The sequence below is a fragment of the Roseovarius lutimaris genome (assembly GCF_900115165.1).
Classification (GTDB): Bacteria; Pseudomonadota; Alphaproteobacteria; order Rhodobacterales; family Rhodobacteraceae; genus Roseovarius; species Roseovarius lutimaris.
Genome location: NZ_FOVP01000019.1, coordinates 59,490 through 84,949, shown reverse-complemented (window position 1 = coordinate 84,949; position 25,460 = coordinate 59,490). Strand labels below are relative to the sequence as shown.

Genomic DNA, 25,460 nt, shown 5'->3' with positions numbered 1-25,460 from the left:
TGCTCTTGCAACCAAGCCGCGCCCGGCCTAAGCCGTGAGCATGACATCGCTTTTCAATCAGGGCCCACAGGCCGCCTGCCCCGATCCGTTCAATCTGGCTGCCCATGTTCTGGGGCGTGCCGATGCTTGTGCCGACAAGACCGCGCTTACGGTTTTGGGGCAACACGACACCGAGACATGGAGCTACGCGCGCCTGAAAGCCGCCGTTCTCGGGACCGGTACGGGTTTGCTGCGCGCCGGATTGCAGCCCGGCGATCGGATGTTGATGCGCCTTGATAACACGGTGGAATTTCCGATTGCCTATCTCGGTGCGATTGCCGTGGGCCTTGTGCCGGTGCCGACCTCGACGCAGCTGACCGCGCCCGAGGTGGCCCGCATGATCACAACGTTGACCCCCGCCGCGATCCTGCGTGCGCATGGCGTGGCCTGCCCCGAGACCGATGTGGCGATCATCGAACAGCCCGCGCTTGAGGCAATGCGAAATCTGCCGCCTGCGGAGTACGACATGGGCGAGCCGAACCGCCTTGCCTATATCATCTACACGTCTGGCACATCCGGCGTGCCGCGTGCGGTGTGCCACCCCCATCGTGCGATCTGGGCGCGCCAGATGATGGTTGAGGGCTGGTATGGCCTGCGCGAGAGCGATCGTCTGTGCCATGCGGGCGCGTTCAACTGGACCTATACGCTTGGCACCGGGCTGATGGATCCCTGGACCATCGGCGCCACCGCCCTTATCCCCGCGCCAGAGATCACGCCCGAGAAATTGCCGGGCTTGCTCGCAGACCATAGAGCGACGATTTTCGCAGCAGCACCGGGGGTTTACCGCAAGCTCTTAAAGCCGGGTCAGAGCTTTGATCTGCCGGATTTGCGCCACGGTCTTTCGGCGGGTGAAAAGCTGTCGCAGACGATCCGCCAGCATTGGCAAGACGCCACCGGCACGACGATTTACGAGGCTTACGGCATGTCCGAATGCTCGACCTTCATTTCCTCAAGCCCCGCACATCCGGCCACGAACAACAGCCTTGGGCGCCCGCAAACCGGTCGCCATATCGCCATTCTCGGGCCGGATGGCCCGGTGCCGCTTGGCCATGAGGGCACCATCGCCGTGCACCGCAGCGATCCGGGCCTGATGCTTGGCTATCTCAATGCCCCCGAGGCGACGGCGGAAAAATTTCGCGGCGACTGGTTCGTGACCGGCGATCAGGGCGCGATGGACAGCGATGGACAAATCACCTATCTCGGGCGCGCCGACGACATGATGAATGCCGGCGGCTTTCGCGTCTCGCCGCTTGAGGTCGAGGCGGCGCTGAACCGGCACCCCGGCATCACCCAATGCGCCGTGACCGATATCGAAGTAAAACAGGATGCGCACCTGATCATGGCCTTCTATACTGGCCCCGAACCCTTGCCGCCCGAAACACTGGATCAGTTCGCCACCGCAGAGCTGGCCGCCTATAAATGCCCGCGTGGATATTTTCACGTGACCGCCCTGCCGACCGGGGCCAACGGCAAACTCCTGCGTCGCGCATTGCGGCCCATATACGAGGCTATGAATGGTCAAGCTTGATATCATCTCCGATCCGATCTGCCCCTGGTGCTATATCGGGAAAACCCTGCTTGATCAGGCGCTTGCAGAGCGCCCCGATCATGGGTTCGACATCACTTGGCATCCGTTCCAGCTTAACCCCGACATGCCCGCCGCAGGCATGGATCGGCGCGAATACCTGGAACATAAATTCGGCGGCAAAGACGGCGCCATGCGCGCCTATGCCCCGATCGTCGAGCGCGCCGAGGCTGTCGGCCTCAAGATTGATTTTGCCGGAATCAAACGCACGCCCAACACGCTTGACGCGCATCGCCTGATCCATTGGGCGGGTATTGAGGACGTGCAGAACGACATGGCGATGGCGCTATTCCGGGCCTACTTCGAGGAAGGCCGCGATATCGGCGATCACGAGGTTCTGGCCGATATCGCCGATAGCCTGTCGATGGATGGCGCGACGATCCTGCGGCTGTTGCAAACGGACGCAGACCGCGAGGATATCGCCAACCGCGACAAACAGTTTCGCGCCATGGGCATCACCGGCGTGCCTACCTTTATCGTCGCCGGCCAGCATGCCGTGCCCGGCTGTCAGCCCGCCGATCTCTGGATCAAGGTGATCGACGAACTTGGTGCCGAGGCCGAAAGGTAAACCCTGATGCGTCGCGCCAATATCCTGACCCTATTGGCGACGCTGACCCTTATCATCGCGGGCGGCACGGCGTTTTTTCATGTGGTCGAGGGCTGGAGCTGGCTTGACAGCTATTTCTTTACGGTCGTGACCCTGTCCACCGTAGGCTATGGCAATTTCGTTCCCGTCACGGCCCTTGGCAAGATCGGCACCACGGTCTTTATCATGATCGGTCTTGGCATTTTCGCCGTGATCATTCAGCAATTCGGGTCTTACGCGGTGAAAAAGCGCGAAGAGCATACCGAATGGCTTATTGCGCGGCTCGGGCATCATCATAATCCACATGGCGAGGCCACACAGACCGAGGAAGAGCCCCCCTCGGCCAATCGCGACTTGCCCCCCAACTAAACCTTAAAACGCAGGCAAGCCATGGCTCAGATCATAGGATTTGATGGCCGCCATCGCCTGATCGCCCGCCATGTCAAAGACGAAAACATGCGCCATGCCATTGGCAAGCGTCATGCGACAGAATTGTGCGTCGCGGTCAAATTCCTCCGGGCAGCTCTCCAGATCGGCGTGTTCTATCGTCTGCTCGAAGACCTCATAGGTCATGCGCCCGGTGCCAAGCTCGACAGGATTGGCCTGTACGGCAACCGCGCCGACAACAATCAAGGCTGCAAGTCCGAGGGTGTAAAAATGGCGGAATGTCATATCTGATTCCTTTTATCAGGTACTTGAGTTTTATTTCTTAGTTTTTTAGTCAATTAATAGCAAGCCCATCTGGTTGCCTGCCCCGACACGTGTTAGACGCCCCCATAGTTCCGCTCAAAGGATCCGCCATGACCGCCCCTCTTTCCGCGTCGCGCCCGATGTCGCAGGCCGAATTCATTGCCATGATGGCGATGATGGTGGCGACGGTGGCGTTTTCCATCGACGCCATGCTGCCTGGCCTGCCCCATATCGCCGAGGCGCTGACGCCCGATGCCCCGAACCGGGCACAGCTTATCATCACCAGCTTTCTGATGGGGCTTGGCGTCGGCACCCTGATGGCCGGGCCGCTGTCGGATTCGTTCGGGCGCAAACGCATCATCCTGATCGGCGCGGTGATCTATGTCGCGGGCGCGCTTTTGGGGATGATCGCGCCAAGCCTGAGCACGCTTCTGGCGGCGCGCGTCTTGCAGGGCCTCGGGGCGGCTGCGTTTCGCATTGTCTCGATTGCGATCATCCGCGATATGTTTTCGGGGCGCGAAATGGCGCGGCTGATGTCTTTTGTGATGACGGTTTTTGCCCTGACCCCGGCGATGGCACCGCTGCTTGGGGCCGGGATCATCACGCTTGCGGGCTGGCGCGGGGTGTTTGGCGCTTTCGTGGCCTTTGCCGGCATTCTGACGCTCTGGATGGGCTTGCGCCTGAACGAGCCCTTGCCGGCAGAGCGCCGCCGCCCGTTTCGCGCGCGCCCGCTTATCGCCGCCATAACCGAGGTGCTGGCCAATCCGGTGACTCGGCTTGCCATTCTGATTCAGACGCTTTGCATGACCACACTTTTCACCTCGCTCAGCATGGTTCAGCCGATCTTCGAGCAGACCTTTGATCGCGCCAATAGCTTTCCGGGCTGGTTTTTCGTGATGGCGCTTGTGGCCGGAAGCGGCAGCTTTCTCAACGCCCGCCTGATCATGCGCCTCGGGATGGAACGGATGGTCGGGTTTGCCCTTGGCGCGCAGATCATCCTGTCATGTCTGGCGATTGCCTTGTGGATGATCGGCCTGCCGCCGCAGGCGCAATTCGCCGTCTTTCTGGTCTGGCAGACCAGCGTTTTCTTTCAGGCGGGCCTGACGCTTGGCAATCTCAATGCGCTTGCGATGGCGCCGATGGGCGCGATTGCGGGCACCGCCGCAAGCGTGGTCGGCGCCGTGGCCACCATCGGAAGTGTGACCCTCGCCATTCCTATCGGGCAGATGTTCCAAGGCACGCCCCTGCCCTCGCATATCGGCGTTCTGGTGGCGGTGCTTTTAGGGTCTGCCCTGATGATCCGGCTCAAACAGCAGGTGGCGCAGACCGTTTGAGGAAAATTATTTTTGTATACTGTCGCATACCGTCTTTCATATGGAACGGTTTTACGCTATGACCCGCCCAAGCGAACGATTCCGTGCTGCGGGTTTCTGCCATGAGTTTTGCGCCAGATCCGCAACACAGCTCCTAACCAAATCGAGAGGTATGCCCGATGGTCAATAAATCTATTCCCGATATCATCTACACCAAGGTCGACGAAGCCCCCGAGCTTGCAAGCGCCTCGCTGTTGCCGATCATCCAGCGGTTTGCCGCCGCTGCCGATATAACTGTCGGCACCAGGGACATCTCGCTTGCCGGTCGCATCCTGGCAACCTTCCCCGAAAACCTGAGCGCCGATCAGCGCGTTTCAGACGACCTTGCCGAGCTTGGCGATCTGGTCAAGACGCCCGAGGCCAATGTGATCAAGCTGCCGAATATCTCGGCCTCGGTGCCGCAGCTTCTGGCAGCGGTCAAGGAGCTTCAGGATCAGGGCTATGCCATCCCCGACTATCCCGCAGAGCCCGAAACCGAGGCCGAAAAGGACATCCGCGCGCGCTATGACACGATCAAGGGTTCGGCTGTGAACCCGGTGCTGCGCGAAGGCAACTCGGATCGCCGCGCCGCCGCCGCCGTCAAAAGCTTTGCCCAGAAAAACCCGCATCGCATGGGTGAGTGGAGCGCCGACAGCAAAACCCGCGTTGCGGCGATGGAGAGCGGCGATTTCTTCTCGAACGAGGCCGCCGCGACCCTCGGCAAAGACACCAAGGCCAAAATCGTACTGGAAACCGCCGATGGCGAAACCACTCTCAAGGACGGGCTAAGCTATCCGGCCGGCACGGTGGTCGATGCCACCTACATGAGTGCCGCAGCACTTGACGCCTTCCTTGCCGAGGAGATCGAGAAAACCAAAGCCGAGGGCGTGCTGTTTTCGCTGCACCTCAAGGCGACGATGATGAAGGTCTCTGACCCGATCATCTTTGGCCATGCGGTCAAACAGTTCCTTGCGCCGGTGTTCGAGAAATTCGGCGCTGAAATGGACGCGCTTGGCGTTTCGCCCAATTCCGGGCTTGGCGATCTGCTTGAGCGGGTCAAAGGCAATGCCGGGATCATGGCCGCCATCGACGAGACAATGGCCGCGCGCCCGCCGATGTATATGGTCGACAGCGACCGTGGCATCACCAACCTGCATGTCCCCTCCGACGTGATCGTCGATGCCTCGATGCCCGCGCTGATCCGGGCCGGTGGCAAGGGCTGGGGCCCCGACAACAAGGAACACGACGCGGTCTGTGTCATCCCCGACAGCAGCTATGCGCCGGTCTATGATGAGGCGATCAAGTTCTTCAAAGCCAATGGCAAGCTGAACCCGGCGACCGCCGGCACGGTTCAGAACATCGGCCTGATGGCGCAAAAGGCCGAAGAATACGGCAGCCACCCGACCACTTTTGAAATCCCGGCGAACGGCACCGTGAAAATGGTGCTGGAAGACGGCACCGTCTTGCACGAGCAAAACGTCGAAGCGGGCGACATCTGGCGCTCGTCCTCGGCGCGCAAGGCCCCGATCGAGGATTGGGTCAACCTCGCCATCGCCCGCCAAAAGGCGACCGGCTATCGCTCGATCTTCTGGCTGGATGCGGCCCGCGCCCATGACGCCGAGTTGATCGCCATGATCAAGCCGATCCTCGAAGCCAAAGGCGTGGCCGACAAGTTCGAGATCATGACCCCGCGCGACGCCACCCGCGCCAGCCTTGAGACCATCACCAAGGGCGAGAACACGATTGCCATCACCGGCAACGTGCTGCGCGATTACCTGACCGACCTGTTCCCGATCCTGGAGTTGGCGACCTCGGCCAAGATGCTCTCGATCGTCAAGCTGATGCAGGGCGGCGGGCTGTTTGAAACCGGCGCCGGCGGGTCGGCCCCCAAGCACGTGCAACAGCTTGTGGCGCAAAACCACCTGCGGTGGGATTCACTCGGTGAATTCTGCGCGCTTGGCGAAAGCCTCAAGTTTCTGGCCGAAACCAAGACCAACGACCGCGCCCGTGTTCTGGGCGAAGCGGTTGAGGTCGCGACCCAGGGCGTGCTCGACAATGGCCACTCGCCAAGCCGCAAGGTCGGTGAGCCGGACAACCGCGACAGCCATTACTGGTTCGCCCGCTACTGGGCCGAGGCGCTTGCCGCACAGAGCGATGATGCGGCTCTTGCCGCCGAATTCGCCCCGGTTGCGCAGGCTCTGGCCGAGAATGAGGCCAAGATCACCGGCGAGCTTGCCGCAGCGCAAGGCGACCCGGCCGACATCGGTGGGTATTATCACGCCGATCCGGCCAAGTTGGTCGCGGTCATGCGGCCAAGCGCGACCCTGAACGGTATTCTCGGATGACATGACAGAAGCGTGGGCTTCACCCACCCTACAGGCGACAAAGAGCGGGGGCCTTTTTGGCCCCCGTTTTCATTGGCCGCGATTGTGGGTCTTTGCGTACATCTCGGCGATCATCCGGCTGGCGGTTTTGTCAAACATCGCCGGAATAAACGCATGGATCAGCGCCGCGAAGGCCGCGCCAAACAGTTTCAGGCTGAACGTACCGGCAAAGCGGGCATGCTCAAGATAGGTTTCATCCACGCTCTTGGGATGATCAAGGAATACTTTAGAAATCATGAGCCTGCCCCTTTGGTTGATCGCTTGGGCCAAATCTAGTGGCGACCCGGTGCAATTTTTTCCCAAAGATACACAGGCTTGCGGTACTATTGGGATAACTTCCCAGTACTGAGGGCCGTAATGAACAATATTGACGATATCGACCGCCGTATTCTCACGGAACTACAGCGCGATGCCACACTTGCGCTTGACGCCCTGGGCGAGCGCGTGGGCTTGTCGCGCAATGCCTGCTGGCGCCGCGTCAAGGCGCTTGAGGCCTCGGGCGTGATCCGTGCGCGGGTGGCGCTGCTTGATCCGGCAAAGCTGGGGCTTGGCCTGACCGTGTTCCTGCAAATCCGGGCGGCGCGCCACGACGCCGAGTGGCTTGAGCAATTCGCCCGCGCCACCCGCGCCCTGCCCGAGGTGCAGGGGGTTTACCGCATGTCCGGCGATCTTGATTATCTGATCCGTGCGCAGGTGGCCGATATGGCCGATTACGATCGCCTTTATCAGACCCTGATCGCGCGGGTGCCGATGGGCGATGTCTCGGCCAGTTTCGTGATGCAAGAGATCAAGCACAGCACCGAAATCCCTCTGACCCACGTCTAGAGATTTCGCAAATTGCGCTTTTGCGCAAAACTGGTTAGGGCTGAGTCCGCCCCCCGAAAAAAGGCCGCCGCCATGATCCCCAAGGTTTACCTGATCCTCGCCCTCGCCATTCTGGCCGAAACCGCCGGCACCACGGCGCTTCAGGCCAGTCAGCAATTTACTCGGCTTTGGCCATCGGTGGTTGTCGTGATCGCCTATGGCATCAGCTTTTATCTTCTGGCGCAGGCCCTCAGGGTGATGCCCGTTGGCGTGGTCTATGCGATCTGGTCGGGGCTTGGCATCGTGTTCATTGCCGCCATTGGCTATGTCGTCTTTGGTCAGAAACTGGACCTGCCCGCGATCCTGGGCACGGGGATGATCCTTGTCGGAATTGTCGTGATTCAGCTGTTTTCGCGCGCCGGGGCGCATTAAACCGCCGCACCGGGCAAAAAAGGTAGCACTGCACGTCGCCAGCCGCTATCCAGCGTGCGTTCCTCGGGCGCAACGATCACGGTCACGCCACAACCAACAAGGCAGGGATTTGCCGCGATGACACGAGTGATGAAGCTGGCCTTTGGCAGCGTGATCATCGGCCTTTTGGTGATGGGCCTCAAGGCGGTCGCCTGGTGGCTGACCGGGTCGCTGGCGCTTATGTCGGATGCGCTTGAAAGCCTTGTCAATGTTGCCGCCGCCCTGGCCGTGGTGATCGCCCTGCGCGTGGCCGAGCGCCCGGCCGACACCAATCACCCCTATGGCCACCACAAGGCCGAGTTCTTTTCCGCGGTGCTTGAGGGCGTGTTGATCGTGATCGCGGCGCTGTTCATCCTGCGCGAGGCTTACGGCGGCTTTTTGGCCCCCTATGCGCCAGAGGCGCCGCTTGGCGGGATGCTGATCAACGCGGGTGCCAGCCTGATCAACGGGGCCTGGGCCTGGGTGTTAATCCGCGCCGGACGGGCGCATCGCTCGCCTGCGCTTGTGGCCGATGGCAAGCACCTGATCACCGATGTGGTGTCCTCTGTCGGGGTGTTGATCGGCGTCGGGCTTGCGCTTGTCACCGGCTGGTGGGTGCTTGACCCGATCATGGCGGCGCTTGTGGCACTCAACATCCTGTGGTCGGGCTGGGGTGTCATAAAACACTCGCTCAGCGGCTTGATGGATGAGGCCGTCTCGGAGGAGGAACTGGCCCAAATCCGCGAGATCATCGCGCTTGCCGCCAGCGGCGGTGACGCGGTCGAGGCGCATGACCTGCGCACGCGCCACGCCGGTCAGGTGACCTTCATTGATTTCCACCTTGTGATGCCCGGCACCACCACCGTGGACGAGGCGCATATGCTCTGTGACCGGATCGAGGCGGCCTTGATGGATGCCCTGCCCGATGCGCGAGTGACCATCCATGTCGAGCCGGAACACAAGGCCAAGCATAGCGGTATTGTCGTTCTGTCATAGCCTCGGCTTTGGCCCTTTCCTTTGGCGTGCTAGCCGGGCTAACAGGGGGCAGCCCTTACAGGAAAGACGGCTTTTTCATGGAAAACCTGCGCGGCAGCATTCTGATGGTTCTGGCGATGGCCGGGTTTGCGCTTGAGGACATGTTCATCAAGCGGCTGGCGGTGAACCTGCCGGTGGGCCAGATCCTTATTTTCCTTGGCATCGGCGGGGCGATCATCTTTGCCCTGATCGCAAAGTCGCAAGGCAACCGCCTTCTGTCGCGCGATCTGATCTCGCGCCCGGTGCTGCTGCGCAATTTTGGCGAGCTGATTGGCACCATCGGCTTTGTCACCGCGATTGCCCTGACGCCGCTGTCCTCGGCCTCGGCGATTTTGCAGGCGACGCCGCTGGCGGTCACCCTTGGCGCCGCGCTTTTCCTTGGCGAGGCCGTCGGCTGGCGCCGTTGGAGCGCCATTCTCGTCGGCTTTTGCGGGGTCTTGATGGTGATCCGGCCCGGCCTGCAAGGGTTTGAACCCGCGTCGCTTTTTGCCGTTCAGGGTGTCATTGGCCTTGCCATTCGCGACCTTGCCACGCGCGCGGTGCCGCGCAGCATTTCGTCGATGCAGTTGTCCACCTATGCCTTTGCCACGCTGGTGCCGGCGGGCATTATCCTGTTGTCAGTCTCGGGCACGCCCGCGATGCCAACCGCGGTCGATTGGCGCGATTTCAGCTTTGCAATGATCACCGGCGTGGCCGCCTATTACGCGATTGTCGCGGCGATGCGGCTTGGCGATGTGGCGGTGATCACGCCGTTTCGCTACTCGCGGCTTGTTTTTGCGCTGATCATCGGGACGACACTTTTTGACGAGCGCCCCGATGTCTGGACGCTGACAGGTGCCGCGATCATCATTGCCTCTGGCCTTTATACGTTCCTGCGCGAACGCCGACTGGCCCGCCGCTCGGTTGCGCCAAGCGCCATCAGCCTGCCGCGCAGATGACGGCTCGCCCCTGTTGCACCACCTGTCGCAGTTCCCATTCGCTTTGAAACTTGCTAAGGCACGGCCAACTTTATTGCATGCAAGGAATCCCAATGAGCAGCATCATCGACATTCACGCCCGCGAAATTCTGGACAGCCGGGGCAACCCCACGATCGAGGTGGATGTAACGCTGGAAGATGGCACAATGGGGCGCGCCGCCGTGCCGTCCGGGGCCTCGACCGGCGCCCATGAGGCCGTCGAGCGGCGCGATGGCGACAAGACCCGCTATATGGGCAAAGGCGTGCTAGAGGCCTGCGCCGCCGTCAATGGCGAAATCGCCGAAGAGCTGGCCGGGTTTGACGCCACCGAACAGGTCGCGCTTGATATGGCGATGATCGAGCTTGACGGCACCCCCAACAAGGGCCGTCTTGGCGCCAATGCCATTCTCGGGGTAAGCCTTGCCTGCGCCAAAGCCGCCGCCGATTTCTCGGGCCAGCCGCTTTATCGCTATGTCGGTGGCACCTCGGCGCGGCTTTTGCCGGTGCCGATGATGAATATCATCAATGGCGGCGAGCATGCCGATAACCCGATTGATATTCAGGAATTCATGATCATGCCGGTCGCGGCTGACAACATCCGCGATGCGGTACGCATGGGCGCCGAAGTCTTCCACACCCTCAAGAAAGAACTGTCGACCGCGGGTCTCTCGACCGGGATCGGCGATGAAGGCGGTTTTGCCCCTAACCTTAGCTCTAGCCGTGATGCGCTTGATTTCATTTTGAAATCTATCGAAAAGGCGGGCTACAAACCAGGTGAGGATATCTATCTGGCGCTCGATTGCGCGGCGACCGAATACTACAAGGGCGGCGAATACGAGCTGTCCGGCGAAGGCAAATCGCTAAGCTCGGATGAAAACGTCGCCTATCTTGCCGCGCTTGTGGCGGATTATCCGATCATCTCGATCGAGGATGGCATGGCCGAGGATGACTGGGACGGCTGGAAGGCCCTGACCGATAGCATCGGCGATAAGGTACAGCTTGTGGGCGACGATCTTTTCGTCACCAACCCCGCGCGCCTGTCGATGGGGATCGAACGCGGCTGTGCCAACTCGATGCTGGTAAAAGTCAATCAAATCGGAAGCTTGACGGAAACTCTTCAAGCGGTTGAGATGGCCCATCGCGCGCGCATGACCAATGTGATGTCGCACCGTTCAGGCGAAACCGAAGATGCCACCATCGCCGATCTTGCCGTGGCCACGAACTGTGGTCAGATCAAAACCGGGAGCCTCGCGCGTTCGGACCGGTTGGCGAAATACAACCAGTTGATCCGCATCGAGGAGATGCTTGGCGAAACCGCGCAGTATGCGGGCCGCTCAATTCTGCGCGGTTAACCTCTGCCAGACCCAGGATCAGGAGGCGCCCCAAAAGCCGGGGCGCCTTTTTTACGTTCAAAGTCCGTGGCTTGGGATGCAAACCTAAATCACCCCTCTCTCGCCTATCGGCAGGGCGCACTATAATAGGTGCCATCGCCGCGGGCATAGGCACAATTCCCCGTCGCTGAATTCTGCGCGACCATTGTCCCCGCAGCAGCACCGCCCAATGCGGCAATCAGGCGCCAGTTGTTGTCGGCCCCAAACGCCTCGGCTGTGAGCAGCCCGGCCGCAGCCCCACCGGCGGCACCGGCAACTGTTCTCGATTCAGGCGACATTCCCTCACAGGCACCCAACGTCAGAACCGAGGCGCTCGCGGCCATTAGCATCCAAATCCGCATAATTTTTCCTTTCATCCATAGTGGCAGACCGCAACGCGGCCTGTCTGGTCAAAGCCTGACCTGCGCAAATCATAGCCGCGTCCGTGCGGCCGCATTTGCGAAAGGTCACTTTTAGTCAACTTTCTTCTCTCTACTTTGTTCCAGATCAGTGTGGGCAAATGCCAAACCGCCTATGGGTGATTCTGGCAGGCACCCATTGCCCTGCCGGAAAACAGGAGAAAAATGATGAACAGACTTACTGCCTTTCTGCTTGCGCTGATGACCACCGGCTTGCTCGGAGCATGTACCGATGACGGGCATTATCCGATCACTGGCGAAGAATGCGCCCCCGGTGACCCGGTTCAGGATCTTGAGCCTGTTGCAGGCGATTGCGTGCCAAGCGTCTGAACCGCAACGCTGAACAATCGGAGCATGCCACAGCAGGGCTGACAGCTGTTCTCGACAGGCCGATAGACTCCTAGGCGAGGCCGACTCACAAGGGTTGGCCGCGCTTTAGGTGATACTGGCGCGCGCCGGGGCATTTAACTGGTCACTGATGGTTGCCACCTCGGCCAGAAGCTTCAACACCTGCCACGACACCTTCCACTCAGGCGCCCCTCAGGGCGCCCAATGCACCGTTGCCCCGGACAAAACCGCGGCAATCGGCGCATCGATGGCCCGCATGTGTCGGGCGCGCTCAAGGGCTGCACGCTTTTGCTCACCGGTGATGACGACATGTTTGCACAACGCCCCATCCAGCACACGCGCCGAAAGGGTCACCCGTACCTCTGACACTTTCGGCGCGCGCATCGGCACCAAGACCGGCGCGCGTACCGCCAGGGCCTCTTCCAACTTGTCGGCGCCGGGAAAGATCGAGGCGGTGTGCATATCCGCCCCCATCCCAAGAAGGCAGACATCAATCGGCAGCATCGGCACGATATTGGCCTCAAGCTCGGCCAGAACCGCCTCGGGGGTCTCGGCCCTCGCATAAAGCGGCAGATAGCAGGCTTTGGCCGCGCGCCCGGTCAACAGCCGGTCGCGGATCAACCGCGTGTTGGAACGCAGATGCACCTCGGGCAGCCAGCGTTCGTCGCTGAGCATTACATCAACCCGCGCCCAATCCAGATCTGCGTCGCAAAGAACGTCAAAGATCGGCCCCGGCGTGGTGCCCCCCGGCACCACGAAAAGCACGCGATCACGATGATCTAGCGCCGAGCGCAACTCTCCGGCAAGAACATTGGCCAGACCGATTGCCAGCATTTCATCATCGGCATATTCTACAAAACTCATGGCTTGATCTCCCGCCAGCGGCGTCCGTCGCGATGCATCAGCATAAGCGCCTCATCAGGCCCGGATCCCCCTGAAATATAAGGCAGCGGCGCGGCGCCGCCCTCTTGCCAGTCGGCGATGATCGGATCAGTCCAGGCCCAGGCCGCCTCGACCTCGTCACCGCGCATGAACAGGGTCTGGTTGCCACGGATCACATCCATGATCAACCGCTCGTACGCATCCGGAAAATCGGCGTCTTCCGGCCCCAATGCCTCGGCAAAGGTCATGTCGAGCGGAACGTCGATCAGGCGCATCCCGCCCGGCCCCGGTTCTTTGATGGTCACGCCAAGCTCGATCCCCTCATTGGGTTGCAGGCGGATCGTCAGGATATTGCGGTGCCGCCCGGCATCGGCGCCAAAGATCGAATGCGGCGCATCCTTGAACACCACCGCGATCTCGCTGGCGCGATCGCGCAACCGCTTGCCGGTGCGCAGGTAAAACGGTGTGCCCGCCCACCGCCAATTGCTCACAAGCGCCTTGAGGGCGACAAAGCTTTCGGTGGTGCTCTCGGGGTTTTCGGCCTGGGTTCGGTAATCGGGTTTGTCGCCCTGCGCCTCGTATTGACCGCGCACCACATCGCCGCCTCTGACCGGATCAAGCGCGCGAATGACCTTGAGCTTTTCGTCGCGCACCGCGTCGGGATCGAATTTCGCCGGGGGTTCCATCGCGATCAGGCACAACAGTTGCATCATGTGGTTTTGCACCATATCGCGCATGGCGCCCGATTTGTCATAATACTCTCCGCGCCCGCCGACACCGACAGATTCGGCAACGGTGATCTGAATGTGATCGACATACTGGCTGTTCCAGAGCGGCTCGAACAGGACATTGCCAAACCGGATCGCCATCAGGTTCTGAACTGTTTCTTTGCCTAAATAATGATCAATCCGGTAAATCTGGCTCTCGTCGAAATGCTGCGCCAGAACCCGGTTGAGATCGCGGGCGGTTTCAAGGTCGCGGCCAAAGGGTTTTTCCACCACGATGCGGCTAGTGTCATCCGCCATGCCGTGTTTGTGCAACCGCTTGGCCAGATCGCCAAACAGCGACGGCGCGACCGAGAAATAGAACGCCCGAATGCGGTCCGTCCGCATCAACCCGGCAAGATCGACCCAGCCGTCAGTGCCGCGCGCATCAAGCGTGACATAGTTCACCAACTTGAGAAACTTCGATAACTCTCTCTTTTGGCTAGATTCTTCGCCACCGAATTCGACAATCGCCGCCTGCACGACATCACGAAAACCGGTGCTGTCCATCTCGCCGCGTGCGGCCCCGATCAGGCGCACATCGCCCTCGATCTGCCCAGCGACAAAGCGACGGAACAGCGCCGGCCAGATCTTGCGGCAGGCAAGATCGCCCGTGCCACCGAAAATCACCAGATCAAAAGGTTCTACCGGGATCACTCGCGACGCCATGACGACCACTCCTGTATTGTGTTACCCTGCGTTGTCGGGCGACGAGTCTTGGGGGGCAACTTTAACATGACATGCGGTCTTCACAATGGCGTCAAGCCAACTCAGCCCCCTTCACTTGCCTGTTCGCAGCAGATAGGCGACAAAAAGCAAAAAGAAAGCGGATTGCAGAATGAAAGATGTTGTCACGAGCCCTGCCAATCTTGGCAAGTTTCAAGACCCGGACGTTACCGCCGACGGGCAAACCCGTGCCAGCGTGGCGCTGAGCCATCCCGAAACGCTGTGGTTCAACACCGGAACGCTGTGCAATATCGAGTGCGCCAATTGCTATATTTTCAGTTCGCCCAGCAATGATGCGCTGGTCTATATCACCGAATCCGAGGTGCGCGATTACCTGAGCCAGATTACCGCGCGCGGCTGGCCGATCAGCGAAATCGGCTTTACCGGCGGTGAGCCGTTCATGAACCCCGAAATCATCGGCATGACGCGCGCCGCGCTTGAGGCGGGGCATGAGGTGCTGATCCTGACCAATGCCATGCGCCCGATGATGCGCAAATCCATGCGCGCGGGTCTGCTTGATCTGGCGCAAAACTGGCGCGACAGGATCACCCTGCGGATTTCGGTCGATCACTGGTCCGAGGCGCTGCACGACGAAGAACGCGGCAAGGGCGCGTTTGCGCGCACCATCGAGGGTATGCAATGGCTGCGCGACAACGGCTTTGCCATGACCGTCGCCGGGCGCACCGTCTGGGGCGAGAGCGAGGCGCAATCGCGCGACGGCTATCGCAGCCTTTATGCCGAACATGGCTTTGACATCGACGCCGATGATCCCGCCGCGACGGTGCTTTTCCCCGAGATGGATGAAACCGCCGAGGTGCCAGAGATCACCACCGCCTGTTGGGATATCCTTGGCAAAAGCCCGAGCGAGCCGATGTGCGCCTCGTCGCGCATGGTGGTCAAACGCAAGGGCGCCGAAAAACCGGCGGTTCTGGCCTGTACCCTGCTGCCCTATTCGCCCGAGTTCGAATTGGGCGAGACCCTGGCCGAGGCTGAGCGCGACGTGAAGCTCAACCACCCCCATTGCGCCAAGTTCTGCGTTTTGGGCGGGGCAAGCTGTTCGGGGTAAGGCCGCAGCCCTGACAGGCCGCGCTTGCCAGATCACGCGCCCTGCCCCATATATCCTTTATGATCCGCTTTACGCCCATCCTTCTGGCGGTGCTTTACGCCCTTGTCATGTACCGGTTTTCGGTCTGGCGCACCACGCGAGAGCTTGATGCGCAATCGACAGAGCTTGCCGATCCACTGCTCAAGCATATGACCGACCGCATGGCGCGTGCGCTCGATATTCCACGGGTGCGGGTGCATATCTATGAGATTGACCCGGTCAACGGGCTGGCCGCGCCGGATGGGCGGATTTTTATCACTCGCGGGTTTTATCGCAAGTTTCAGACCGGCGAGGTGACCGCCGATGAAATGGCCAGCGTGATCGCGCACGAGCTTGGCCATGTGGCGCTTGGCCATTCGCGCCGCCGGATGATCGACTTTTCCGGCCAGAACGCCCTGCGCACCGCGCTTGCCATGGTGCTGTCGCGGTTTCTGCCCGGTATCGGCGCCTGGATCGCCAGCGGGCTGACCCGGCTTTTGGCGGCGCGCCTGTCGCGCGGCGATGAATATGAGGCCGACGCCTATGCCGCCGCGCTTTTGACCAAGGCCGGGATTGGCACCGCGCCGCAAAAGTCGCTGTTCACCAAGCTTGACGCCCTGACCAAAGGCGCGGGCGGCGTGATGCCGGCCTGGCTTTTGAGCCATCCCAAGACAAGCGAGCGGATTGCGGCGATCGAAAAGCTTGAAAACCGCTGGCAGAACGCCGTCAAATAGGGCGGCCGATCCGGGTCATTATTTCAGTTCTGAATTTTTTGATCAAATTATCTTGGCAAAGCCGGGGGCGACCGGATAGGCTATGGCAAATCATGTTCAGGATGTTTTTCTAATGGACCTCTCCCAGTTCCAGACCTTCCGCGTGGCCGCCTGTGATCTCAACGGTCGCATGCGCGGCAAGCGCCTGCCCGCCAGCCATGCCAGCAAGCTCAAGGATGGCAGCGTGCGCATGCCGCTGTCGTCGCTCAATGTTGATATCTTCGGGGCGGATATCGAAAACTCGCCGCTGGTGTTCGAGTCGGGCGATATTGATGGCCGCCTCATGCCCACCGATCGCGGGCCGGTGCCGCTGCCTTGGCTTGAGGTGCCCCAGGGCCTTGTGCCGATGGTGTTGCACACTGACGATGGCAGCCCGTTTGCCGGTGATCCGCGTCACGCGCTTGAGACGGTTCTTGCCCGCTTCGCCGCGCGCGGCTGGACCGTCGATGCCGCGACCGAGCTTGAATTCACCCTTGTTGACGACAGCGGGCGCAGCCTCAAGACCGTGCGCGACCCGCGCAGCGGGCGGCGGATGTCGGCCCCCGGCATCCTGTCGCTTGGCCAGATGGACGCCTTTGACGAATTTCTGAGCGCGCTCTATTCGGCCGGTGCCGAGATGGATATCCCGGTTGAAACCGCAGTCAGCGAGGCCGGAATTGGCCAGTTCGAGCTGACCCTGCACCACCAGACCGCGCTGCGGGCCGCCGATGATACATGGCTTTTCAAGACCATGATCAAGGGTCTGGCGCGCAGGCATGGCTTTGTCGCCACCTTCATGGCGAAGCCCTTCGAGCATGACACCGGCAACGGCATGCACATGCATTTCTCGGTGCTGGACGCGGACGGCCACAACGTATTCAACGACGGCACCGATGCTGGCACCGATGTGATACGTGCGGCGGTGGCGGGCTGTATTGCCGCGATGCCGCCCTCGACGCTGATATTTGCGCCCAATTCCAATAGCTATACCCGGCTCGTGCCCGGCGCCCATGCGCCGACCGGCGCGGGATGGGGCTATGAGAACCGCACTGTCGCGATCCGCATTCCCGGCGGTCCGCCGGTTGCCCGGCGCATCGAGCACCGCGTTGCGGGCGGCGATATCAACCCCTACCTGAGCTTTGCCGTCATCCTTGGCGCCGCGATCACCGGCATCGAAGAGGGCATGACCCCGCCCCCCCCAATCAGCGGCAACGCCTATGAGGTCGACCTGCCCCAGCTTGCGCCCGACTGGCAAAGCGCGATCGACCTCTTTGAGAACGACCCGATGATTGCAAAAATCTTCCACGCCGAACTTATCCGCAATCTGGTGATGACCAAACGCCAGGAGTTTGCGCGAATGGCCGAGATCCCCGAGGAACACCATTGGAAGACTTACCTTGAAACCGTCTAACCGGATCAAACCCTGGTCGGATACGCGCCCCTTGCAGCCGTGCATCGGGCAGGTTAGGCTTAATTTGATCAAATTATGAGAGCCCCATGAAGATCGGAATTCTGAAAACCGGCCACGCCCCGGATATAGTGCTTGACGAACTTGGCGATTACGAGGTGATGTTCGCCAATCTGCTGGACGGGCATGGCTTTGAGTTTGACGCCTACAACGTGGTTGATGGCGACTTTCCCAGCGGACCCGAGGCCGCCGATGGCTGGCTCATCACCGGCTCGAAACATGGCGCCTATGAAGACCTGCCCTGGATCGCGCCGCTGGAAGATCTGATCCGAGATATCTACGCCGATGGTCGCCCGCTTGTCGGGGTGTGCTTTGGTCATCAGATCATCGCGCAGGCGCTTGGCGGCACGGTTGAAAAATTCGACGGCGGCTGGTCGGTGGGTGTCACCGAGTATGAAATCGAGGGCACACGCCTGCCGCTGAATGCCTGGCATCAGGATCAGGTGACCAAATTGCCCGAGGGCGCGCAGGTGGTGGGATCAAGCGCGTTTTGCGAAAACGCCGCGCTGATCTATGGCAACCGCATTTACACGATCCAGCCGCATCCTGAATTCACCGCCACCATGGTGGATCGGCTTATTCATCACCGCGGCCCCGGCGTTGTGCCCGAGGCCCTGCTGGCAGAGGCGGCCGACCGGCTGGATCAGCCGACCGCAAATGCCGAAATCGCCAACCGTATGGCGACATTCTTGAAACGAGGTGCCTGAGATGGCCGATCTTACCAAACTGACCGAAGCCCTGCCCGCAGCGGCCCAAACCTATCTTGAGGGCCGCCGCCTGGACGAGGTCGAATGTATCATTTCCGACCTGCCCGGCATTGCCCGTGGCAAGGCAGTGCCGGCCTCGAAATTCGCGCGGCAGGATTACTTTCATCTGCCCGACTCGATCTTTTTTCAGACCATCACCGGCGACTGGGGCGAGGCCGCAGGCGAGGACGGATTTATCGAACGCGACATGATCCTCAAGCCGGATATGAGCACCGCCACCGCCGCGCCCTGGACCGCCGACTGGACCTTGCAGGTGATCCATGATGCCTTTGACCGCGACAACACGCCGATCCCGTTCAGCCCGCGCAACGTGCTGCGCCGGGTGGTGCAGATGTATGAAGACCGCGGTATGAAGCCCGTGGTCGCGCCCGAAATGGAATTCTTCCTTGTGGCGCGCAACATCGACCCGGGCCAGGAAATCAAGCCGATGATGGGCCGCTCAGGGCGCCCCGCCGCCGCGCGGCAGGCCTATTCGATGACGGCGGTCGATGAATTCGGCCCGGTGATCGACGACATCTATGATTTTGCCGAAGCGCAGGGCTTTGAGATTGACGGCATCACCCAGGAAGGCGGCGCCGGACAGCTTGAAATCAATCTGCGGCACGGCGATCCGGTCAAGCTTGCCGATGAGGTATTCTATTTCAAGCGCCTGATCCGCGAGGCCGCGCTGCGCCACGACTGCTTTGCCACCTTCATGGCCAAACCGATCGAAGATGAGCCGGGCAGCGCCATGCACATCCACCATTCGATTCTGGATATCGAGACCGGGCGCAACATCTTTGTCGGCCCGCAGGGTGGCGAGACCGATGCGTTCTTTCACTTTATCGGCGGGCTGCAAAAACATCTGCCCTCGGCCATCGCGGTGATGGCGCCTTATGTCAATTCCTATCGCCGCTATGTGAAGGATCACGCCGCGCCGATCAACCTTGCCTGGGGGCGCGACAACCGCACCACCGGCATTCGCGTGCCCCTGTCGGGGCCCGAAGCGCGCCGGGTCGAAAACCGCATGGCGGGCATGGATTGCAACCCCTACCTTGGCATTGCGGCAAGCCTTGCCTGCGGCCTGTTGGGCATCATCAACGAAGAGCGCCCGGACAAGCAATTCAAGGGTGACGCCTATGCAGGGGAATCCGATATTCCCAATGTGATGGGAACCGCGCTTGATATGTTTGAAGAGGCGGATGAGCTGCATGCCATTCTGGGGCCGGAATTTGCACGGGTTTACGGAATCGTGAAACGCACCGAGTACGAGGAATTCCTACAGGTCATCAGCCCATGGGAACGCGAGCATTTGTTGCTGAACGTATGACGCCGCTCGCATGAGTATTTAAGCCAAGAAGAAGCCCATGAACCTGCTTTATGCCAATGACCGTCGCGGCAGCTATCCGCAAAGCTGGTACGCGGCGACCACGACACCCCTGCCCGCGTTTGCCCCGCTGAAAGGGCGGGCGCGCGCCGATGTCTGTGTGATTGGCGGCGGCTATACCGGGCTTTCGGCGGCGCTTCATCTGGCCGAGGCGGGCATGGATGTGGTCCTTCTGGAGGCGCAGCGCGTCGGCTTTGGCGCCTCGGGGCGCAATGGGGGGCAGTTGGGCAGCGGGCAGCGGATGGAGCAGACCGCGCTTGAGCGGCTGGTCGGGCGCGATGATGCGGCCAAGCTATGGGAGCTGGCCGAAGAGGCCAAGGATCTGGTCAAGTCCCTGGTGGCAAAGCACGAGATCGACTGTTATCTCAAGGCAGGCGTGGCACATGCGTGTTTTTCGCCCCGCGAGGTGAAGGACGAGCATGGGTACGCCGAACACCTGTCCAAGACCTATGGCTATGATCAGATCGAGACGCTTGATCATGACGCGATGCAGGCGATCTGTCCGTCCCCGGCCTATACGGGGGGCATTCTGGATATGGGGGCGGCGCATCTGCACCCGCTGGCCTATGCCATCGGGCTTGCCCGCGCAGCAGCGGCGGCGGGCGTGCGCATTCACGAGGGATCGGCGGTGCACCACATCAGCCGCGGCGCGCGCGCCAAGGTCGCGACGGATGCCGGGCAGATCGAGGCCGATCACGTGATCCTTGCCTGTAACGGTTATCTTGGCGGGCTTGATCGCAAGGTGGCCGCGCGGGTCATGCCGATCAACAATTTCATCGCCGCCACCAAGCCGCTTGGCGACGCCGCCGCGCGCGTTCTGACCCGCGACATCGCGGTGGCCGACACCAAATTCGTGGTGAATTATTTCCGCCTGAGCCACGACAAGCGCCTGCTGTTTGGCGGCGGCGAAAGCTATGGTTACAGGTTCCCACGCGATATCGCGGCGACGGTGCGCAAGCCGATGCTTGAGATTTTTCCCCACCTGCGCGATGTCGGGATTGACTATGCCTGGGGCGGCACGCTGGCGATTACCATGAAACGGATGCCCTATCTGGCACGGCTGGCGCCCAACATGCTCTCGGCCTCGGGCTATTCCGGGCATGGCGTCGGCAGTGCGACCCATGCGGGTAAGTTGATGGCGGATGCGATTTTGGGCGAGACGGCAGGGTTTGAAACCATGGCCCGCGTCCCTACCCCGAGTTTTCCGGGGGGCGCGGCCCTGCGTTCGCCGCTTCTGGCGATGGCGATGACCTGGTATTCATTGCGCGATCGCCTAGGCGTTTAAGCCAGCCTTACCTTTTGCATGAAATGCGATGGTTTGCCACGCGCCATGCCGACGGTGGTATTTTTTGCTTTTCATTCAGTTTTTACATTATAGATTTACGTAATCCGAAATCCAGTTTCAGGAAAACCGAAAACATGCCCCTTCCCCCTAACGTTTATGACGCAGAACCCATTCCCGAGGCCGCCCGCGCCGAAGTCGACAGGATGCTGCAATCGGGTGATCTGTTTCGCTATACAGCGCCGGAAAATGCGCCCGTTACCTTGCTGGAAGGTGAATTCGCGGCGCTGCTTGGCGCGAAATACGCCCTCGCGGTTTCCTCCTGTTCGGCGGCGCTTTTCCTGTCGCTCAAGGCGCTTGGCCTGCCGCGCGATGCGCGGGTTCTGATCCCGGCCTTTACCTTTGCTGCGGTTCCCTCTTCGGTCATTCACGCCGATTGCGTACCGGTCCTCTGCGAGGTTGCGGATAATTACCGGATTGATATCAAGGACTTCGAGGCCCACCTTCAAGAGAACATCAGCGCCGTGATCATCAGCCACATGCGCGGCCACACCTCGGATATGGATGCAATTCTGGCGCTTTGCGACGCATCTGGCATTCCCGTAATCGAGGATGCGGCGCATTCGCTTGGCACCACCTGGCACGGGCGCACTATCGGCACGCTGGGGCGTATCGGCTGTTTCAGCTTTCAATCCTACAAGATGATCAACGCCGGCGAAGGTGGCATCATGATCACCGATGATGCCGATATAATCGCGCGCGCAGTGATCATGTCGGGCGCTTATGAACACAATTGGGCCAAGCATATTGGCGCGCCCGACCCCGCGTTAGAGGCGGCATTCACCCGCGCACAGAACAGGTTTCCGCTTTATAATCTGCGGCTAAACAACCTTTCGGCCGCGATCATCCGCCCACAGCTTCCCGAGCTTGCACGCCGGGTAAGCCAGGGGCGGCGAAATCACGATCATGTCGCCGAGCGCCTGAACCTGTCGCCCTGGCTGACTGTGCCGCCAAAACTGGGCCCGGAAGAGCGGGCGCCGGATTCGATCCAGTTCAATCTGGTGGGGCTGAGCGATGAGGAAACCCACGCCTATTCCCAAGCCGCCGCTGCGCGCGGTGTCAAGGTGCAGGTCTTTGGGCAAAATGTCGACAATGCCCGCGCGTTCTGGAATTGGCAATTCATCCCCGGGGAAATGCCTGATCTGCCACAGACCCGAGCCATGCTGATGCGTGCCTGTGACACCCGCCTGCCCGCGCGATTGACCCGGCCCGAGCTTGACATGATTGCCGATGCCCTTGTCGGCGCCGCAGAGGATGTGATTGGCGCCGCGCGCGCCTATGGCACCTGAACAGGTTTAAACCAAAAAGGCCGCCTGCATCCCCGCAGGCGGCCTTTTCCGTAAGTGGTAAATCGACCAGTTGGCTTATTCGGCCTGGCCCGCTTCGATTGAGATTTTCACGTCAATCTCATCGCTGACATAGGGCGCGAATTTATCGACCCCGAAATCAGAGCGCAGCAATGTCGTGGTGGCATCGAACCCCATCCAGGGTTTGCCATTCATCGGGTGCGCCTCTAAGCTTTGGTTCAGCTTGGCGTCAAGCGTGACCGATTTGGTCACACCGTTCATCGACAGATCGCCGGTGATATTGGCGGTATTGTCGCCGGTTACTTCGATTCCGGTTGAGGTAAAGGTGACCATGTCACCCTCTGAGGCACCAAAGAAATCCTCGCTCATGAAATGTTCAAAGCGCTTTTCCCATCCGGTCATCATCGACATCAGGGGCATCGACACGTTGACGGATGAGGCCGCCGGGTCTTCGGCGTCAAAGCTGATCACGCCTTCAAAGCCAGAAAACATGCCATAGGTGGTCGAAAAACCGAGGTGGTTATAGGAAAACACCACCTGGCTGTGACCCGGGTCAAGGGTATAGTCCTGCGGCGCGGCAAGCGCCCCGGTTGCGGTCAGGGCAAGAGTCGCTGCAATCAAAGTCTGTTTCACAATTAAGGGCCTCCAGGCAAGAAACGTAGAAGTTACGTTTATATAGCTTGCCTTAGTTACATGAAATCACAATTGCGTAGTTTCAAACAGAGGCTGTGAATTGGCGAACACTTGCTCACTCAGGTCGCAAGACTCAGCGCGCGGCGCAGGGCGCGTTCGGTTGCGCGATCCGTTATGGGCAGCGCCGCGATCTGGCGACCTGAAGAATCGCGCGCGGTCAGAATCCGGTCGCGCAGGGATAGCTCGGCCAGATCATCAAGAGCATGGACCTCGACCCGTTGCGTGCGCCCGTCAAGCCCGGTTTCAACCACCCGAAGCTGGCGGCGTTTGGTGTCAATCTGAACCTCTGGCGCAAGATCTTCGGTATCAAGGGTCGAAAAGCACATTGCACCGACACAGAACAACGACAGTGAGAACACCATCTTGATCAGCATCATCGCCGCGTCTGTACCGCCTGTCGACACCAGCCAGACGCCAGCAGATGACAATATCAGGACGCTACCGAGAAAAACCTTCGCGGCGTGGCGCGGATCGCTCTTTTCGGGTTTTTTCTCGGGCATTGACGTTGTGTCATGAAAGCTGTGCGGTGCATGCGTGAAGTCACGCGGCAGATCGGGCAAGGCAACCATTTCTTTTTCCTCTCAACTCGGACACCTGAAACATGGCGGCGAAAAGCGTTCTGAATGGGGCAGGTCCAAGGCAATCCATGGACCCGGTCAAACCGGCTTGCGCACAGATCACTTCCATCGTATACGCGCCCAACCTTTCGCAATCGTTATGCACCGCGCAGTCTCTCGTGGATGGGCCGCGAAAGGGTCTTGCCCCTCCTATGAAATGCGCCTTGATAGAAATGGAGAAAACATGCCGCTATATGAGCATGTGATGATCGCGCGCCAGGACCTGTCCAACGCGCAAGCCGAAAGCCTTGTTGAACATTTCGGTACCGTGCTGACCGACAATGGCGGCACACTCGTGGAAAGCGAGTATTGGGGCGTCAAGACGATGGCCTATAAAATCAACAAGAACCGCAAGGGCCACTATGCCTTTCTGAAAACCGACGCGCCGTCGTCGGCGGTTCAGGAGATGGAACGCCTGATGCGCCTGCATGATGATGTAATGCGCGTTCTGACCATCAAGGTCGACGAGCATGCCGAGGGTCCCTCGGTCCAGATGCAGAAGCGTGAAGAACGTGGCGAACGCCGCGAGCGCCGTTAATCCATCACTTGAAGAAAGGACTATAAGCAATGGCTACTAAACCATTTTTCCGCCGTCGGAAAGTTTGCCCCTTCTCGGGTGATAATGCGCCGAAAATCGACTATAAAGACACCCGTCTGCTGCAACGCTATATCTCTGAGCGTGGCAAGATCGTGCCCTCACGCATCACCGCAGTTTCGGCCAAAAAGCAGCGTGAACTGGCCCGTGCCATCAAACGCGCCCGCTTTCTTGCCCTGCTGCCCTATGCTGTGAAATAAGGAGACATTGATATGCAAGTGATCCTTCTTGAACGCGTGGCCAAGCTTGGCCAGATGGGCGAAGTCGTTGATGTAAAGGCTGGCTTTGCGCGCAACTATCTTTTGCCGCAACGCAAGGCGCTCTCGGCTTCGGCCAAGAACATCGAAGATTTTGAGAACCGCAAATCGCAGCTTGAGGCGCAAAACCTCGAGACCCGCAAAGAAGCCGAAGCCATGGCGGACAAGCTGAACGATCAGCAGTTCATCGTGATTCGCCAGGCCTCTGACAGCGGCGCCCTTTATGGCTCGGTCAGCACCCGTGACGCGGCCGATTGCGCCACCGAGAACGGCTTTACCGTCGAGCGCAAGCAAGTCGCGCTGACCAGCCCGATCAAATACCTGGGTTTGCATGACGTTATCGTCACGCTGCACCCCGAGGTTGAGGCGACCATCGTTCTCAACGTTGCACGCTCTACCGAAGAGGCCGAGCTTCAGGCGTCGGGCAAATCCATTCAGGATGCCGCAGCCGAAGCCGAACAAGCCGCCGATTTTGAAATCGCGGAACTGTTCGAGGATATTGGCGCTGCCGCATCGGACGACGATGACCTGGCAGACGCCGCCGAATCCGTCAGCGACGACGACGACGCTTGACCCCAAAGGCAGCAGGCGTTTTGCTCTGCACGCCGCGCGCCCTCACCGGCGCGCGGCTTTTTTCCCGAAAAAGGGCCGCAATCGCCTTGAGGCGCCCGAGACAGATCTTGTGACCTGTTCAATGTAAGTGTTGCGAAAACATCGGTTTGCGTCAAAAATCGCAGCGATTCCCGTCTCCATTGAAAAGCAGTCATATGCTGGTATCATAGGGTATCTTTGCGTACATCCGGTGGCTCCGGTTGCGTACGG

At 60.3% G+C, this 25,460-nt stretch carries 28 protein-coding genes; 21 read left to right on the top strand and 7 right to left on the bottom strand.

The genetic code is table 11. The annotated features are described in order from the left end of the window. Positions 1-40: 40 nt before the first annotated feature. The 3 genes from BMZ91_RS16310 to BMZ91_RS16300 are packed head-to-tail and all read left to right on the top strand — an operon-like array spanning position 41 to position 2,579. Positions 41-1,567: a class I adenylate-forming enzyme family protein gene (locus tag BMZ91_RS16310; RefSeq protein ID WP_092841150.1), complete on the top strand. Its 1,527-nt coding sequence runs from the start codon at positions 41-43 to the stop codon at positions 1,565-1,567. Further along, positions 1,554-2,192: a DsbA family oxidoreductase gene (locus tag BMZ91_RS16305; protein ID WP_092841148.1), complete on the top strand. Its 639-nt coding sequence runs from the start codon at positions 1,554-1,556 to the stop codon at positions 2,190-2,192. Before BMZ91_RS16310 ends, BMZ91_RS16305 begins: the two co-directional genes overlap by 14 nt. A gap of 6 nt (positions 2,193-2,198) precedes the next feature. After that, the gene (locus tag BMZ91_RS16300; protein ID WP_092841146.1) at positions 2,199-2,579 is read left to right on the top strand and encodes a potassium channel family protein; all 381 of its coding nucleotides are present in this window, start codon (positions 2,199-2,201) and stop codon (positions 2,577-2,579) included. 3 nt (positions 2,580-2,582) lie between these two features. Here BMZ91_RS16300 and BMZ91_RS16295 read toward each other — a convergent pair whose 3' ends face one another. Then, positions 2,583-2,882, bottom strand: coding sequence for a hypothetical protein (locus tag BMZ91_RS16295; RefSeq protein ID WP_143076368.1), 300 nt, complete (start codon positions 2,880-2,882; stop codon positions 2,583-2,585). Positions 2,883-3,010: 128 nt separating this feature from the next. Between BMZ91_RS16295 and BMZ91_RS16290 the strand changes: the two genes are divergently transcribed. Together BMZ91_RS16290 and BMZ91_RS16285 are read left to right on the top strand one after the other, a co-directional pair. Then, a complete protein-coding gene (locus BMZ91_RS16290; protein ID WP_092841142.1) occupies positions 3,011-4,234 on the top strand; it encodes a multidrug effflux MFS transporter in 1,224 nt (407 codons plus the stop codon). A gap of 158 nt (positions 4,235-4,392) precedes the next feature. Next, positions 4,393-6,597 carry an NADP-dependent isocitrate dehydrogenase gene (locus tag BMZ91_RS16285; RefSeq protein WP_092841140.1) on the top strand — a complete coding sequence of 735 codons (2,205 nt, stop codon included), beginning with the start codon at positions 4,393-4,395 and terminating at the stop codon, positions 6,595-6,597. 69 nt (positions 6,598-6,666) lie between these two features. Here the strand turns inward: BMZ91_RS16285 and BMZ91_RS16280 are convergent, their stop codons facing one another. Further along, positions 6,667-6,873: a DUF6356 family protein gene (locus BMZ91_RS16280; protein ID WP_092841139.1), complete on the bottom strand. Its 207-nt coding sequence runs from the start codon at positions 6,871-6,873 to the stop codon at positions 6,667-6,669. Positions 6,874-6,993: 120 nt separating this feature from the next. Between BMZ91_RS16280 and BMZ91_RS16275 the strand changes: the two genes are divergently transcribed. The 5 genes from BMZ91_RS16275 to eno all read left to right on the top strand — a co-directional run bounded on the left by BMZ91_RS16275 (position 6,994) and on the right by eno (position 11,233). Beyond that, positions 6,994-7,461 carry an Lrp/AsnC family transcriptional regulator gene (locus tag BMZ91_RS16275; RefSeq protein WP_092841137.1) on the top strand — a complete coding sequence of 156 codons (468 nt, stop codon included), beginning with the start codon at positions 6,994-6,996 and terminating at the stop codon, positions 7,459-7,461. Between the two features lie 72 nt (positions 7,462-7,533). Then, positions 7,534-7,872 (top strand): DMT family transporter, encoded by a 339-nt coding sequence (locus BMZ91_RS16270; protein WP_092841135.1) that lies wholly within the window; start codon positions 7,534-7,536, stop codon positions 7,870-7,872. Between the two features lie 117 nt (positions 7,873-7,989). Continuing rightward, positions 7,990-8,886: a cation diffusion facilitator family transporter gene (locus BMZ91_RS16265; RefSeq protein ID WP_092841133.1), complete on the top strand. Its 897-nt coding sequence runs from the start codon at positions 7,990-7,992 to the stop codon at positions 8,884-8,886. Positions 8,887-8,963: 77 nt separating this feature from the next. Then, on the top strand, positions 8,964-9,863 hold the full coding sequence (locus BMZ91_RS16260; protein WP_092841131.1) for a DMT family transporter: 900 nt from the start codon (positions 8,964-8,966) through the stop codon (positions 9,861-9,863). Between the two features lie 92 nt (positions 9,864-9,955). Next, entirely contained in the window at positions 9,956-11,233 is a 1,278-nt protein-coding gene (eno, locus tag BMZ91_RS16255) for a phosphopyruvate hydratase (RefSeq protein ID WP_092841129.1), read from the top strand. A 104-nt stretch (positions 11,234-11,337) separates the two neighbouring features. Here eno and BMZ91_RS16250 read toward each other — a convergent pair whose 3' ends face one another. Further along, on the bottom strand, positions 11,338-11,613 hold the full coding sequence (locus BMZ91_RS16250; protein WP_092841217.1) for a glycine zipper 2TM domain-containing protein: 276 nt from the start codon (positions 11,611-11,613) through the stop codon (positions 11,338-11,340). A 225-nt stretch (positions 11,614-11,838) separates the two neighbouring features. Between BMZ91_RS16250 and BMZ91_RS21530 the strand changes: the two genes are divergently transcribed. After that, positions 11,839-12,000, top strand: coding sequence for a hypothetical protein (locus tag BMZ91_RS21530; RefSeq protein ID WP_177193897.1), 162 nt, complete (start codon positions 11,839-11,841; stop codon positions 11,998-12,000). A 210-nt stretch (positions 12,001-12,210) separates the two neighbouring features. Here the strand turns inward: BMZ91_RS21530 and pgl are convergent, their stop codons facing one another. Together pgl and zwf are read right to left on the bottom strand one after the other, a co-directional pair. Beyond that, positions 12,211-12,882, bottom strand: a complete 672-nt coding sequence (gene pgl / locus BMZ91_RS16245; RefSeq protein ID WP_092841127.1) for a 6-phosphogluconolactonase — start codon at positions 12,880-12,882, stop codon at positions 12,211-12,213. Continuing rightward, entirely contained in the window at positions 12,879-14,333 is a 1,455-nt protein-coding gene (gene zwf, locus BMZ91_RS16240; protein WP_092841126.1) for a glucose-6-phosphate dehydrogenase, read from the bottom strand. The genes pgl and zwf overlap by 4 nt, the downstream gene beginning before the upstream one ends. Before the next feature lie 169 nt (positions 14,334-14,502). Here zwf and BMZ91_RS16235 point away from each other — a divergent pair, with 169 nt between their 5' ends. The 7 genes from BMZ91_RS16235 to BMZ91_RS16205 all read left to right on the top strand — a co-directional run bounded on the left by BMZ91_RS16235 (position 14,503) and on the right by BMZ91_RS16205 (position 22,458). Then, positions 14,503-15,456: a radical SAM protein gene (locus tag BMZ91_RS16235; RefSeq protein WP_092841124.1), complete on the top strand. Its 954-nt coding sequence runs from the start codon at positions 14,503-14,505 to the stop codon at positions 15,454-15,456. 59 nt (positions 15,457-15,515) lie between these two features. Beyond that, positions 15,516-16,208: a M48 family metalloprotease gene (locus tag BMZ91_RS16230; protein WP_092841122.1), complete on the top strand. Its 693-nt coding sequence runs from the start codon at positions 15,516-15,518 to the stop codon at positions 16,206-16,208. Positions 16,209-16,320: 112 nt separating this feature from the next. After that, positions 16,321-17,637: a glutamine synthetase family protein gene (locus BMZ91_RS16225; protein WP_092841215.1), complete on the top strand. Its 1,317-nt coding sequence runs from the start codon at positions 16,321-16,323 to the stop codon at positions 17,635-17,637. Positions 17,638-17,723: 86 nt separating this feature from the next. Further along, on the top strand, positions 17,724-18,401 hold the full coding sequence (locus BMZ91_RS16220) for a type 1 glutamine amidotransferase (protein ID WP_092841121.1): 678 nt from the start codon (positions 17,724-17,726) through the stop codon (positions 18,399-18,401). A 1-nt stretch (position 18,402) separates the two neighbouring features. Continuing rightward, entirely contained in the window at positions 18,403-19,770 is a 1,368-nt protein-coding gene (locus tag BMZ91_RS16215) for a glutamine synthetase family protein (protein WP_092841119.1), read from the top strand. A gap of 37 nt (positions 19,771-19,807) precedes the next feature. Continuing rightward, positions 19,808-21,112 carry an NAD(P)/FAD-dependent oxidoreductase gene (locus BMZ91_RS16210; protein WP_092841117.1) on the top strand — a complete coding sequence of 435 codons (1,305 nt, stop codon included), beginning with the start codon at positions 19,808-19,810 and terminating at the stop codon, positions 21,110-21,112. 134 nt (positions 21,113-21,246) lie between these two features. Further along, positions 21,247-22,458, top strand: a complete 1,212-nt coding sequence (locus tag BMZ91_RS16205; RefSeq protein WP_092841213.1) for a DegT/DnrJ/EryC1/StrS family aminotransferase — start codon at positions 21,247-21,249, stop codon at positions 22,456-22,458. Positions 22,459-22,533: 75 nt separating this feature from the next. On the opposite strand, the gene BMZ91_RS16200 is transcribed toward BMZ91_RS16205, so the two are convergent. Beyond that, positions 22,534-23,109 carry a YceI family protein gene (locus tag BMZ91_RS16200; RefSeq protein ID WP_092841115.1) on the bottom strand — a complete coding sequence of 192 codons (576 nt, stop codon included), beginning with the start codon at positions 23,107-23,109 and terminating at the stop codon, positions 22,534-22,536. A 119-nt stretch (positions 23,110-23,228) separates the two neighbouring features. Further along, positions 23,229-23,738, bottom strand: a complete 510-nt coding sequence (locus BMZ91_RS16195) for a hypothetical protein (protein ID WP_092841113.1) — start codon at positions 23,736-23,738, stop codon at positions 23,229-23,231. A gap of 232 nt (positions 23,739-23,970) precedes the next feature. On the opposite strand from BMZ91_RS16195, the gene rpsF reads away from it, so the two are divergent. Genes rpsF through rplI form a run of 3 tightly spaced genes read left to right on the top strand, consistent with a single transcriptional unit; the run spans position 23,971 to position 25,211 of the window. Continuing rightward, a complete protein-coding gene (gene rpsF / locus BMZ91_RS16190) occupies positions 23,971-24,324 on the top strand; it encodes a 30S ribosomal protein S6 (protein ID WP_092841211.1) in 354 nt (117 codons plus the stop codon). A 29-nt stretch (positions 24,325-24,353) separates the two neighbouring features. Continuing rightward, on the top strand, positions 24,354-24,581 hold the full coding sequence (rpsR, locus tag BMZ91_RS16185; RefSeq protein ID WP_013961325.1) for a 30S ribosomal protein S18: 228 nt from the start codon (positions 24,354-24,356) through the stop codon (positions 24,579-24,581). Positions 24,582-24,593: 12 nt separating this feature from the next. Next, positions 24,594-25,211 carry a 50S ribosomal protein L9 gene (gene rplI, locus BMZ91_RS16180; protein WP_092841111.1) on the top strand — a complete coding sequence of 206 codons (618 nt, stop codon included), beginning with the start codon at positions 24,594-24,596 and terminating at the stop codon, positions 25,209-25,211. The last annotated feature ends 249 nt before the right edge of the window (positions 25,212-25,460 follow it).